The organism is Flavobacterium chungbukense, from assembly GCF_020805785.1.
In the GTDB taxonomy this organism is placed as follows: domain Bacteria; phylum Bacteroidota; class Bacteroidia; order Flavobacteriales; family Flavobacteriaceae; genus Flavobacterium; species Flavobacterium chungbukense.
This window is the reverse complement of the sequence record NZ_JAJGZV010000001.1, coordinates 721,850-734,712: the sequence shown is the minus strand read 5'-3', so window position 1 is coordinate 734,712 and position 12,863 is coordinate 721,850. Positions and strand designations below refer to the sequence as shown.

11 protein-coding genes are annotated in these 12,863 nt (G+C 31.4%); all 11 read right to left on the bottom strand.

The annotated features are described in order from the left end of the window. Nucleotides 1-58: 58 nt before the first annotated feature. Nucleotides 59-1,459 carry an exopolysaccharide biosynthesis polyprenyl glycosylphosphotransferase gene (locus LL966_RS03095; protein WP_229350087.1) on the bottom strand — a complete coding sequence of 467 codons (1,401 nt, stop codon included), beginning with the start codon at nucleotides 1,457-1,459 and terminating at the stop codon, nucleotides 59-61. After that, the gene (locus LL966_RS03090; RefSeq protein ID WP_229350086.1) at nucleotides 1,443-1,853 is read right to left on the bottom strand and encodes a VanZ family protein; all 411 of its coding nucleotides are present in this window, start codon (nucleotides 1,851-1,853) and stop codon (nucleotides 1,443-1,445) included. Before LL966_RS03090 ends, LL966_RS03095 begins: the two co-directional genes overlap by 17 nt. 39 nt (nucleotides 1,854-1,892) lie before the next feature. Continuing rightward, nucleotides 1,893-4,232 (bottom strand): polysaccharide biosynthesis tyrosine autokinase, encoded by a 2,340-nt coding sequence (locus LL966_RS03085; protein ID WP_229350085.1) that lies wholly within the window; start codon nucleotides 4,230-4,232, stop codon nucleotides 1,893-1,895. Nucleotides 4,233-4,328: 96 nt separating this feature from the next. Beyond that, on the bottom strand, nucleotides 4,329-5,024 hold the full coding sequence (locus LL966_RS03080) for a polysaccharide biosynthesis/export family protein (protein ID WP_229350084.1): 696 nt from the start codon (nucleotides 5,022-5,024) through the stop codon (nucleotides 4,329-4,331). A gap of 186 nt (nucleotides 5,025-5,210) precedes the next feature. Further along, complete coding sequence (locus tag LL966_RS03075) at nucleotides 5,211-5,957, bottom strand: glycosyltransferase family 2 protein (RefSeq protein ID WP_229350083.1); 747 nt, start codon at nucleotides 5,955-5,957, stop codon at nucleotides 5,211-5,213. Nucleotides 5,958-6,410: 453 nt separating this feature from the next. Next, nucleotides 6,411-6,953 (bottom strand): WcaF family extracellular polysaccharide biosynthesis acetyltransferase, encoded by a 543-nt coding sequence (locus LL966_RS03070; RefSeq protein ID WP_229350082.1) that lies wholly within the window; start codon nucleotides 6,951-6,953, stop codon nucleotides 6,411-6,413. Between the two features lie 7 nt (nucleotides 6,954-6,960). Further along, nucleotides 6,961-8,043: a glycosyltransferase gene (locus LL966_RS03065; protein WP_229350081.1), complete on the bottom strand. Its 1,083-nt coding sequence runs from the start codon at nucleotides 8,041-8,043 to the stop codon at nucleotides 6,961-6,963. Beyond that, on the bottom strand, nucleotides 8,040-9,212 hold the full coding sequence (locus LL966_RS03060; protein ID WP_229350080.1) for a glycosyltransferase: 1,173 nt from the start codon (nucleotides 9,210-9,212) through the stop codon (nucleotides 8,040-8,042). The genes LL966_RS03065 and LL966_RS03060 overlap by 4 nt, the downstream gene beginning before the upstream one ends. After that, nucleotides 9,213-10,517, bottom strand: coding sequence for a hypothetical protein (locus LL966_RS03055; protein ID WP_229350078.1), 1,305 nt, complete (start codon nucleotides 10,515-10,517; stop codon nucleotides 9,213-9,215). Between the two features lie 16 nt (nucleotides 10,518-10,533). Next, nucleotides 10,534-11,775, bottom strand: coding sequence for a glycosyltransferase family 4 protein (locus tag LL966_RS03050; RefSeq protein ID WP_229350075.1), 1,242 nt, complete (start codon nucleotides 11,773-11,775; stop codon nucleotides 10,534-10,536). After that, a complete protein-coding gene (locus LL966_RS03045) occupies nucleotides 11,772-12,854 on the bottom strand; it encodes a glycosyltransferase family protein (protein WP_229350074.1) in 1,083 nt (360 codons plus the stop codon). Before LL966_RS03045 ends, LL966_RS03050 begins: the two co-directional genes overlap by 4 nt. Between the last annotated feature and the right edge of the window lie 9 nt (nucleotides 12,855-12,863).

Sequence of the window (12,863 nt, the reverse complement as noted above, 5' to 3'; positions counted from 1 at the left end):
TTAGTTTTATTAGTTTATTTTTAAATTATTTTGAGTCTATTTTTAAGTTCATTTTTTATTAAAAGGCATTTTTATCTCCTTTTAAGGTTACAATTACAGTCAAAAAGCAAATTTTAATATCCTTTATTAAGCTCCAGCGCTGTACGTATTCAATGTCTGTAGTTACGCGTCGTTTCATATCAGACACCTTCTTTGTTTCTCCACGCAGGCCAGAAACCTGAGCCAAACCAGTAATTCCCGGTTTTACAAAATGACGAACCATAAAATTATTGATGTGATCGTTATAGTCTGACGTATGTTTAATCATGTGAGGACGAGGCCCTACAACACTCATATTTCCGATCAAAACATTAAAGAACTGGGGCATTTCATCTAAACTAGTACGGCGGATAAATTTTCCAATCGGCGTTATCCTGCTATCGCCTTTCTGCGCTTGTTGAGCTTCATTGGCATTATTAACGTACATACTTCTGAATTTATAACACCAAAAGCTCTGGTTCTTTTTCCCTGTTCTCATTTGTTTAAACAGAACTGGTCCTGGACTTTGTTTTTTTATAATTATAGCCAACAAAGGATATAACCAAGACAGGATGAAAACAATAACTAGTATGCTAAAAACAAGATCGAATATTCTTTTTGCTAATCTGTTATACGCATTCTGTAATGGTTCAAAACGAGGCTTTATAACATGAAAATTATTTAAATGGCTTGAATTAAAATGCTTTTTTGAAATGGACGAAAAATCCGGAACAAATTTCAAACGCATGCAATGTTTATCGCCAAGCTCAAAAAAATCATTCAAATCTGAAATAAAATCAGGTTTAGAAACAATGTACAATTCATTAATATTATCTCTTGAAGCTTTATCAATACCGGCACAAAGCGCTAAAGAAAAATCTTCATTATTGGTGTATTCATCTGATGAATTTTCATTTAGAATACCTACAAAGTTTATAAAGAACGAATTGCTTTCTAGGTGAGAAGCCAATTCGATACTTGTTTTATTAAATCCCCAAATTGCAACTGTGTACTGTTTAAAAACCCATCCCTTAATTTTTCCTATCACTAGCGTAAAAAGGATTCTGGATAATAAAAAGTAAGACAGTAAGAAACTTAGCTGAATTAAATTTGCCTTTGTTCCAAAGAAATACAAGACATCATCTTGAAAAATGAAAATGTATCCGTGCCACAAAACTCTTTGTGTAAAAAAAGCTCTCCAGCTGTTACGAAAAAATTCATCTAAACTAAAAAGAACGTCTACTCTATATAATTGAAAATAAGTAACTGAAAACAACCAGCTAAGAATTGTAATAGGAATCATCTTATTTACAAATAGGGTATTCCAGCCTACTTTTTCTTCAATCGCAAAATTCAAAAATATTATTGTTCCAAACACCATTGCAATCATATCAGCAATAGCACAACACATTATGAAAGTAAATTTATGTCTGTTTCGCATTTCTTAATTTTTTCAATAAATTATAACTTACTGCTCCTATAATACTTCCGGCAATTCCGTAGAAAACATCCATTAGATCAGGGTTTCTTCTTTGAATTATAAACTGCCCTCCCTCCGCTACACAAACAATAATTGCAGCAAAAACTATATTTTGTTTAAAATTCAATTTTTTATTGTTGTTAAAGCCGTTATATTCCGTGTAGATTTCTAATAAGAAACCTAAAGCTAAAAAAGGAATAGCTGTGCGTAAATTGTAATATTTATTACTCCAATTTAATAACCACACTGGCAAATAACTTTCTTCCATAAAACTAGGATCTGATAGCCACGAAAAATAAAAAACTGCAGCAATGACAAAGAACAACAACACTAGAACAACTATTTTGTAAACCATTTTATTTTGTTTAGTTTTGAGAGGTACACATTCTTTTGTTCATGCTTCTTTTATCGCAACGCCTCTTTTATACCAAGGTTTTTTTTCTTTTGCTTCTTTATATTGATAACCGTAGTTTACACCATATCCGTAACCATAGGCTGTTTTCATCACAACACCGTTAATAAGGATTCCAACATTTTTTAGCTGTTGTTTTTTGATAAGACTGCTTGCTTGAACCAAATTGCTCTTATCTGTAAAATCATATTTGACTACAAACACAGTAACATCTGCTAAGTAACTGAAGTTAAGTGTATCTGAAACTATTTGTACTGGAGCCGTATCTAAGATGATAAAATCGTAAACAAGTTTGGCTTCTTCAATTAATGCTTCAAAATTAGAATTGGTTATTAACTGTGAAGGATTTGGAGGTGTCTCTCCTGCAAAAAGCACATCAAGATTTTTAGAATAACTATTGTCTTTTTGCAAAAATTCTTTCCAATCAACACTTTTGTTAGCTAAAAAATTCGAAAGGCCAGCTTCTTTTCTATCAATATTAAAATAATCATGCAATTGTGGGTTTCTTAAATCAATACCGATCAATAAAACTTTTTTATTCAGATTACTAAGTGTAACTGCATTATGAAAAGCACAAAACGATTTTCCTTCTCCTTGAATAGATGATGTAAATAATATTACATTTCCTTTATTTTCAATCCTTTTAGGCAACAGATAAGATATGTTGGATACGAGAGCACGTGATGCTTCTGCAATCATAGATCTTGAGGTTGCTGTGTTATTCAGCCTTTCATTACGACTTATTTTAGGAATATGACCTAAAATAGGAACATCTGCAATTACTTTCTGAATATCTTCTTCGTTATGAAGCTTAGTGTCTAAGAACAAACGAAGATATACTATTCCAAAAGGAAGCAATAAACCAAACAAAAAGGCACCAATCATAAACGCTTTAGGCTGAGGAAAAATCGCTGAATAATTTGTTTCAGGAGCATTTAGAGTTTTTAAATTTGATTCTAGTATTGCACCATTTAAAACAGCCTCTTCTCTTTTTTGCAATAGAGCAACATAGGTTTCTTCTTTTAAGGAAAGACTGCTGTTGATGTTACCTAGAACCTTATCCTGTGTTGGAATGCTTTTTAATTTTGCATCTGCAATATTTTGCTCAGCTCTATTCGCTTTGCTATTTTGGTTTAGAAAATTTAAATATCCTTGAAGAGTATTTAATAATTCCTGTTTTTGAACCCTTAATTGCGTCATTAAACTTATATACGCAGGATTATTTGGTTGTGCTCTTTCCAAAATCATTTGGCTATCTAAAATCTTTGCATTATAATTTATAAGCATTTGATTTACAGAAGGAGAATCTAAATTATATCCTGTTCCTAATGTTTGTGTTGGACCAGCTTGTCTGATATCGTTAAGTGCAAAATTTGCAAGAGAAATTTGTTTTTCGTTAAGTGACGAATTTTCAATTTTATGACTTCTATCTGCTGTTTTTTCTACTACATAATTATCCATTACTGCAATCTCATTGTTTTGTAGATATTTTTCTTTTATGCTTTCGATAGAATCTTTCTCTTTAGAGAAATTTTTAATTCTTTGGTTTAAATAAGAAACTGTGTTTTTAAAGACTTTCTGCTTGTTTAAAACAATATGCTGATCTAGTAAAACAATAATTTCACTTAAAATATCTCTTGAGCGAACTGGGCTCGATCCGACATGGCTAAGCTCTATAACTCCTTTAGCTTTTTCGTCTGTAGTAACTGAAAGAGCTAATTTCAGATTTTTCACAGCCAAAGCAGTAGGTTCAACACTTACTTTGTATTCGCTTTCAAAATACTTGGCTGGATCTTTTTTCCCTTTTGCAGAAAGCTGAATTTTAAATGGTAAACCATCAATAACTTCATTGCTAGCATATCCTTTCACATTAAAGACTTCTTCTGTTTCTAAGTCTGTTACAACAAAACCTTCTTTAATTATTTTAATTTCATATGATGCTTCTGGTAAAGAATCTTTTGAAACAGTAGGTATTAAAGCAAAGGGAACCTCTTTAACTCTATTATTTTGAACAGTGTATACTTTTTCAAAAAAGCTGAAATTTAAATTTAATTTCTTTACTACATCCAACAGAAATTCATTTGAAGTCATTAATCTAATCTCATCTTCTAGATTATCTTCGTTATTCTTTTCAGCTGTATTAATTGTAATTACTTTTGTTTGGTCTTCTTGTTTTTTGTCAATTAATACGGTAGCTGAAGTTTCGTATGTAGAAGGTGTTATTTTTATAAAGATAAATGCCGCACCCACGAATACAATCAAACTAAGTAAAAACCAAGGCCAATACTGATAATACTTTAAAAATTCTTTTTTGAAATCCATATTTATTTAATTAATTTGATACAGTTGCTTAAATAACAATAGCTCATTTTTTATTTAATAATGAATGTTTGAACACTCTTTAAATTCTGTCTCTTTTTACTGGGCAATCACTATAATCAAAGCAGAAAGCGATGCCACTATACCTAGTAATTGAATTGGGTCTTTGATAAGTCCTCCACTATTCGCTTTCAGTTTATTTGGTGCTACGACAATTACATCATTTTGTCTTATTCTAAAATTTGGGTTAGACATCCAAGAAGCAGTAGTCATGTCAACATGAAAAACCAAGCGTTTTCCATCTACTTCTCTAATCAATTTTACATCTTTTCGAATGGCTGAGTAAGTTAAATCTCGTGCTAGACCTATTGCTTCTAACAGACTGATTGTTTCTTCATTAAAAGGTATTACGCCTGGAGCATTTACCTCTCCTAAAATGGTGAATTTATTGTTCAGCACTCGAACTTGTACTGTAGGACTTACTAAATAATTCTCATTTATTAAGCGTTCTTTTATTTTAATTTCAGCATTTGCAGGTGTCAATCCAGCAACTTTTACTTCATTTAGAATAGGCATCATGATAGTTCCTTGGGGATTAACTAAGTAACCCGACAATTTTACCATTTCTACTGAGTTTTGATTGTTTGTAGTAGCCGTTGTCATATTAAAGGGAGCGGCCACAACCGGATTAATATCTCCAATATCAACTTTTAAGATATCATTAGGCTGAATTTTTGGAGAAGCATAAGTTACTGTTGAATTAGAATAACTGTCTAAATCTTGTAGGTACAACATTTGTTTCTTGGTAGTGCAAGACTCCAACATTATTAAAAGCAATAAAATTATCGTAAGGAAAATTCTCTTCATGTTGATTATAATATATATTTAATATTAGTTACTTCTAAACTTCGTAAATCCAAATTTTGCAATTGACTTATACCCTTTAAAAATTGATTACAAACGAATCAAAATTTATCCTTTTTAATGAACGATGTACTGCTTTAAAGCAAGAGTTTTTTTAAGAAAAACAGTTCCTGTTGCAGCTAAACCGTGAAACTTATAAATCTTGTAATCTTCTTGCAGCACTTCAAAAGCACGTTTAAAACTTGTACTCATTCCGCCCATTCTCATTTTAACCAGATAAGAATCGATATAACTCATCTTTATCTCATATTTGTACAGATAACGAAGTAAAAATTCTGTATCTGATGCAATTTTAAAATCAAGATTATACAAGCCATGTTTATCAATTATATCTTTCTTTAGATAAACCGTAGGGTGCAATGGCAACCATCCTTTTTTTAATCTTTTTATACTAAAAACACCTCCTATTCTATTTCGAATTAGGCGTTCTTTTTGATCGTTAGAAACATAAACTCCATCACCATAAATTCCATCAATATGTTTTTCATTTTCAAAACGTGATGCAATTCTAGCAATAACATCTTTATCGTAAAATTCATCATCAGAATGCATTAAACCGATAACATCGCCCGTAGCTAATTTTAGTCCTTTGTTGATTGCATCATACATTCCTTTATCTGGCTCAGAAATATATTTACTAACTTGATCTTTATAAGTATCAATAATTTCTTTTGTACCGTCGGTCGAATTTCCGTCTATAATAATGTACTCGACATCATTATAATTTTGTGCCAATACACTTTGAATTGCTTTTTCGATAGTGTTTTTTCTATTATAACACACTGTGATGATTGTAACTCTCATAATATTTATTTTTAATTATAAATAGTTGTTATAGTTTACTGTTTTTTTGCAATTCCATGTTAAAATTATAATAAAGGTCTGCTACTAAAAAAAGTTCTCGACGAAGCACCACAATACTCGTTAAAAGCACAAAAAATTAAACTTTAAACTTTCGCTTGCTTAAATCGACTTCCTAAATAAGGAAATTGAGGAAAAAACAGTTAACTAAATAATGGTGGTTTTTGTAAAATAATTCTTCTATTTGTAGGTGAATAGAATTCTAGAATATCTAATTGTAGAAACTAAAATCTTATCTAATATTTAGTTTTCTAACAATTATGTTTATTTTTTGCCAAAGAAAATAGATAGGAGGCTAATTGTATTTATTTAATATATGCGCGCACAAATGCGACTTTAAAATCTATTTAGATTCTAAACTTTAATTAAATATGTTTTTAGTAGTAAAGAAAAATATTAATATCTTTCTCTTATCAGAACAGCAGGATTACCCTGGTAAATACCGAAAGGTTTTAAGTTTTTAGTTGCGATTGAACCTACGGTTAAAATTGATTCCTCTCCGCATACAACTCCAGGACAAACAACTGATTTTGCTCCAATCCAAACTCCATTTTCAATAGTGATTAATTCGTTTCTATAATCAAAAGATGAAGATCTGTAATCATGATTTCCTGTTAAAAGTAAAGCACCTTGGGATATACACACATCATTGCCTATAGTTACTTTATCTAAATTATCGATCCAAACTCCTTCTCCAAGCCAAACGTCATTTCCTAAAACGAGTTTCCATGGAAATTTGATATTTACATTATTTTTAATGACAGTGCCTTGTCCTATTTCAGCACCAAAAGATCGCAACAAAAAAATTTTGAATCGCATAAAAACAAACCAAGAGTTTTTTAAAAAAAGAGCATTAACGAAAATCCAAATAAACTGAACTAATCTTCCTCTTCCTTTGTCAAAATTATTTGTTCTAAATGTTTTAAGTGATACTGGCATAATAATCTTAATTATTTAAAATCTTCTCGTATAAACTTTTAATATCAATTCCGATCTGCTTTATATTGTATTTATTTTCAATCAAATTTATTCCATTTTCTCCCAACTCTTTTAATTCGGGAGATTTTTTTGAAATTACGGCAGTCAAAGTTTGGCTTAAATTTTCTACAGACAGGTCGATCCACCAGCCACAGTTATGCGAATTTAAATCGTCCCAAGGTGTGCCTTTAGTCGTAATTACTGGTAGACCTACCGCAAGAGCTTCGGCCACCACTATACCAAAATTTTCGCTATGCGTTGGCAATACCATTACATCAGCAGATCGTAAAAAATTCCACTTTTCATCGCCATATTTTGCACCTACAAAATGTACATTGCTAATATCGCTGGCACTTTCTTTCAATCTTTGTATATAATTTTCATCGCCATTGCCCGCAATTTCTAAAGACCAACTTTGGGTATTCGTTACACGCCAAGCTTCTAATAATAATTCAATTCCTTTTTTAGGATGAATTCTCGATAAGAATATTACCTTTTTACTTCCGTAAGATTCCTTTTTCTTTTTAGCTTCACTTATGTCTATTCCGTTAGGTATAATGGTAAGATTATTTTTGTAACCTAAATTTCTAATGCTTTCTTGCTCCATCACAGCAGTAGCGTGCAAATGTTCAGCATTTTTAATCGCTTTGTTTTGATATAAAAAAAGGCCTATTTTTTTCTTCCATGGATTATTGGCTAAAATCCAAGGTTCCAACATTCCGTGCGGAGACAAAACTACTGGAATACCCAATTCTTGCGCGGCTTTTTGAAAACCCCAGTTTTGTGGACTCCAAATACCATTTATATGTACAATTTCAGGATTTTCCTTTTTAAGAAAATATCTAAATTCATTCAAAAGACTAAACCAACGTAAAACCTTAGTATCAAAAAACTTGACCTTAACACCATCAATAACTATCGGCGAGTTTGAAATCCCAGTTGCAATTAATAATTCAGTAGTAGATTTTAGTTCATTACTCAATAATCGCATGTATTCTGTTGTACCACCAGCCGTCTTATCTATACTATCTATAAAATGAATTACTTTCATTTGCTTATTAAAATTTGTTGGTATACTTTTTCGATCGAATCGACGAAACTTTGAGCTGAAAATTCTTTTGATCGAGAAATTGATTTTTCTACAGCTTCTTTATACTCTTGAGGAGTTAGTTTTAATATTCTTTCCAATTCTTTTGCAGCTACAGTTTTCCATTTTATTAATTCTTGCGAATCAAAATTTTTCTTTGGAATATAAAAACCAGCATTGCCTGCTACTTCTTTCATTGGATTTTCTCCAGTAGTAATTACTAAACTTCCAGATGCCATTGCTTCTACAATCGGCCATCCGAAACCTTCATATAAAGAAGGAAATAACATAACCGTTGCGCCTTGATAAAACTGACGTAATTGTAAATCGTCTGTATCTGTTATAAAATATATTGATTTTGAAGCTTTAGACTTCTCTTTAAAAATAATCAATTGATCAGAAGGAAATTCCCCAACTAAAATTAAAGGAATATTTCCTGTAAAATCGGTTTTCCATTGGTCATAAATTTCAAGCACTCCTAATTTATTTTTATAAAATGCATTTCCTCCTACATGAAGAATATATCCATTAGATAAATCAATCTTATACTTTTTAGAAAGTGTTTGACGTAATTCGTTTTTATCTTCTATCGATTCAAAATTTTGATTTAACCCATTATAAACAACTTGTGAAATTTTTGGTGTTTTATCTAAAAAAGAATGTAAATCATTTTGAGTCTTATAAGAAATGCTGACAAAATTTTCGCCTTTTTTATATCCCCAACGAATAAATTTTTGATAGTATTTTCCAGTCACACCAATCTTATTTTCTGTTAAAATACCAGATGCTGATTGCTGTGCTAAAAAATCATGACAGTGCACAACGTGATATCTTTTTTTAACTAACGGAACCCAAGGTCCTAAAGCATTGTCTGCAAATACAAATAAAGTATCTTTATTAGAACTAAGCAATTTTGCTTTTACTGTAATTGGAAAAATTATATATTGATCTAAGTAACCAAACCATTTTTGCAAAAATGATCTATTAAAAGAAAGTTTGAAGAAAAAAGGTTGAGGAGTCCATATTGTCAATTCATGTCCTTTCTCCAACATTCCATCCTTAATCATTTTAGCAAAACGCGGCATGCTTTGATGCGGTAAAAAAGAAGGATGTGTAAAAAGTACGATTTTCATTTATTCTATTTTCTTGTTCATATTCATACTGGCTATCAAAAGCCCTGATACTATTACAGCAGATCCTAAAATACTAGGTTGCGCCCATTGTCCTTGAGCAATTGCCAAGACAGCAGTACCACAAAAAATTACTGGTAGAAGTTTATCCTGACTAGGAAGTTTTACAGAACTAATCAGTAATTTGATAGACAAAACCATTCGTAATCCGATAAGTAATGCTCCTAAAATTAAACCTTGTTCTCCAGCCAAACGACCTAACTCTCCTTCTGATATTAAAAAGTTTCTATTACCTGCAAGCATTTGAGCTCCTGCATTTGTACCCATTCCTAAATTGCCTAAGAATAGCGGTTTCTTTAATAAGTCGACAATAGGATCTTTAAAATTGTCGTACATCCTCATAAATATAGAATCCTTAATAGTTCCGCCTTCATTTGCATTATCTACACGTGTTAAAAAAACTTCTGTACCTACACTAAAAATAGATGTTGTAGCATTAAGAATTAAGACCAAACCGACAAAAAGTAAAACAATTAAAAGAATTTTCAGAACTTGCTTAATACCTGTACTTGCTCCAATTATCGCAAAAAAACCAACAACTAAAACTCCCATTACTGTACCACGGCTAATTGTAAGAGGCAATGCAAAAATTAAAGCTGCTGTACTTGCAATTAATAAAATCTTAGAACATTTTTCTTTTGATAGCCAGAAATAGAAAATGTAAACAGACACTGCGACATAAAAAAATGTCAAACCAGTAATAAACGAGTAAGTTCCTGATGGGCGGCTATATCCTAAAGCACCCGAAAAACCCGCACTTCCTTCACCTCCAAGTCCTACATTGATATAAGCGGTCTGTGGACTAATAAATTGAAAATAAACAATTAGAGACATCAAGATATTAATCCACAAGAAAGCTTTTCCCATTTTTAGAATATCTTCTTTATTAAATACCTCTCCAATTATAAAAATTAATGGAAAATGAAGCAACATTATTCTAGCACCGTACAAGCCCACAAATAAATTTGCATGGCCAAAAGTAAGTGTAATTATAAATGATAACATCGTAATGATAAAACCTAAAACGACATATCCGTTTAAGAACTTAACTTTTAAGCTGATAGCTTTATATATTAAATAAATAGCAATTGGATCTCTTACAATTAACAAGGGTGTAGCTAAGCTAGGGAGAATCCATTTACGCAAAGCTCCTTCAAAAATCCAAAGGAAAAAATAGAGCCAAATAGCCGTTTTAATTGGATTATAATTTGGAATTAATTCTTCTTCTACTACTGCTGCTGTATTCATTAATTTTATTTATTTTTTAATCCCTAAATGAAGAAAGTGCATCGGCCATTTCTTGACCATAAACCGACCATGGTCTACGACGGGCTTTGTTTTGAGCTGCAAGCCCAAATTGCTCTAATATTTCTGGTGTTTCCAATATTTTATCTAAAACCTCTTTAATCGCTATTGAAGATCCTGCAGGAACAATCCAACCATCAACTCCATCTTCTATCAAATCTGGTCCTGCCGTACGATCTGTTGTAATAACTGGAACTCCTTGCGACATTGCTTCTGTAATTACCAATCCAAAGCCTTCAAAAAGAGAAGGAAACACAAATACATCATGCTCCTGCATACAAGCCAAAACCTCATCATGTGACAATGATGGAATCCAGTTATGCTGTTCTAAAGCCAAATTTAGCTCTTCACAATCTGCAACCGATTTATGTCCAACAATTGTTAATTCTACTGTGTCACCTAATTCTTTTACAGCTTCAAATAGATAAGAAAGTCCTTTTCTTTGCGATAAACTGCCAATAAATAAAATTTTAAGTTTACGATTAGAAAGTTTCTGGTATTTCTTTTCAATTTGAACTTCTGGAAAACCGTATGGAACTACTTTTATTTCGGGTAATTCTCCAGGATATTCTTCCAATGACTTTTTTGTAAAACTGCTAGCAACAAAAATAATATCTGCCAAAGCCAATTCTTCATCTTTCTTACTTAATTTATCTATCGAATCGTTAAAACCCGTCAGCGTACTTGACCATTGAGGATTGATATCAAACTCTTTTTGCATTAATACGCGAGCACTTTTCCAGTAACCAATAGGCAAATCGTAAATGCAATAAAGCCCTAATTGTTTTGCTTTTTTAAAAGTGCTTAAAGCTCCATCTTCATAGGCATAAACAGCCGATATACCATTTTTTTTTGCTTTAACTAAATTATTAGCTACCCAATTATCATGTTTTTCATAGACTCTATCAATGCAAAAAAAGCCTTTTTCGTGTCTCGTTAAATTACGTAATTTTAATTTTGAAGATAGCAAGCGTCCAAATTCAAAAAATGATTTTGATTCCGTGTAAGATTGCCATGAGCTATTTAAACTTCTTCTTTTTAAATCTTTCAATTTTGAATTATCACCTAATTTGTACAATAACTGACCTGGAAATATTGCAATTGCAGTAAATAATTTAAAAAGCTGTTTGTTTTTCAATAATCCATTTACCAAATTTTTTGAATTGGCATTTAAAGTTGGATGTGATACTATTAATTTCATGATATGGAAATTGAATTTATAAACTGCATTGCTATATTATTAACATTAACTTCTTGAACAGGCGTTGCATTTATTTCTAAATTATTCTTTTCAAACTTAATGATTTGCGGTATTGTATAATGTCCTTTTGTTGGAGTCCAATTTCTTGACACAGAGATTGTATTGAGTTGATGCTCTTTGTAAGCTGCATAAACTCCACTTTTTTCAGTCTGAAAATAAGGTGTTGTGGATATTCCGTAATCACTATCTAGTAATACTTGAGATATTACACTTTCAGATTGTATGCCCAAAATTTCATAATCAACATTTTTACTTTCAAGTATAGTAGTATAACTATCGAGCTCTGGGCCGTTTTTACCTATAAAAACAAATTTTATGGGTTTATCAAATTGCTTTGAAATCTTAAGTAAATCGTCAATAAAATCTTCAAAAGGAGCTCCATGATGAATTGTACCGAACAACACAAATTGAGTAAATGCCGAAATATTCTTTTCTAAAGCCGTTAGAGGTATATTGCCGCAAATTGGTAAAACTTCCGCTTTTATTTTATGCGATTGTAAATAGTATTGGTATAATTTATTTTGTGTAGTAACATTTTTTGCATCAACACTTTTAGCTACTTTTCGTATTATAAACTGCTGTAATTTTCCAATACATTTGTGTCTAAATGAAGACTCTGCATCTATTGCCAGCCATAATTCGTGGAACATGATATGCCAGTTATAATTTCCTTTTATTTTTTTTAAAAAAGAAGGCATCCAAAAAGGTAATCCTTTTGGATTAAAACTATAAGGCACAAATTGTAAAGAAATCCAATCAGGCTGAAATTTATTTAACGTTTCCTGTGTAAACAACAAACGTTGACTTTCTGATTCTTGAATGGGAATTCTATTTGCCAAAATAGTTGTATTTTCTATCACTTGTTTTTCACGAATACATTGATTAGCTTGATGATCGCATAATGACAAGATCTGAACTTCGTGTCCAATTCGTATTAATTCTCCACTTAATCGGCGTGTATAATCTCCAACTCCGTCTTTACCTGGTTCTGCAGAGCCGCAAATAAATAATATCTTCATTCTTTACTT

What these genes read in the sequence shown, in the direction of transcription:
- LL966_RS03095 (WP_229350087.1), bottom strand. Translation starts at nt 1,459, where the DNA reads ATGCGAAACAGACATAAATTTACTTTCATAATGTGTTGTGCTATTGCT.
- LL966_RS03090 (WP_229350086.1), bottom strand. Translation starts at nt 1,853, where the DNA reads ATGGTTTACAAAATAGTTGTTCTAGTGTTGTTGTTCTTTGTCATTGCT.
- LL966_RS03085 (WP_229350085.1), bottom strand. Translation starts at nt 4,232, where the DNA reads ATGGATTTCAAAAAAGAATTTTTAAAGTATTATCAGTATTGGCCTTGG.
- LL966_RS03080 (WP_229350084.1), bottom strand. Translation starts at nt 5,024, where the DNA reads ATGTTGTACCTACAAGATTTAGACAGTTATTCTAATTCAACAGTAACT.
- LL966_RS03075 (WP_229350083.1), bottom strand. Translation starts at nt 5,957, where the DNA reads ATGAGAGTTACAATCATCACAGTGTGTTATAATAGAAAAAACACTATC.
- LL966_RS03070 (WP_229350082.1), bottom strand. Translation starts at nt 6,953, where the DNA reads ATGCCAGTATCACTTAAAACATTTAGAACAAATAATTTTGACAAAGGA.
- LL966_RS03065 (WP_229350081.1), bottom strand. Translation starts at nt 8,043, where the DNA reads ATGAAAGTAATTCATTTTATAGATAGTATAGATAAGACGGCTGGTGGT.
- LL966_RS03060 (WP_229350080.1), bottom strand. Translation starts at nt 9,212, where the DNA reads ATGAAAATCGTACTTTTTACACATCCTTCTTTTTTACCGCATCAAAGC.
- LL966_RS03055 (WP_229350078.1), bottom strand. Translation starts at nt 10,517, where the DNA reads ATGAATACAGCAGCAGTAGTAGAAGAAGAATTAATTCCAAATTATAAT.
- LL966_RS03050 (WP_229350075.1), bottom strand. Translation starts at nt 11,775, where the DNA reads ATGAAATTAATAGTATCACATCCAACTTTAAATGCCAATTCAAAAAAT.
- LL966_RS03045 (WP_229350074.1), bottom strand. Translation starts at nt 12,854, where the DNA reads ATGAAGATATTATTTATTTGCGGCTCTGCAGAACCAGGTAAAGACGGA.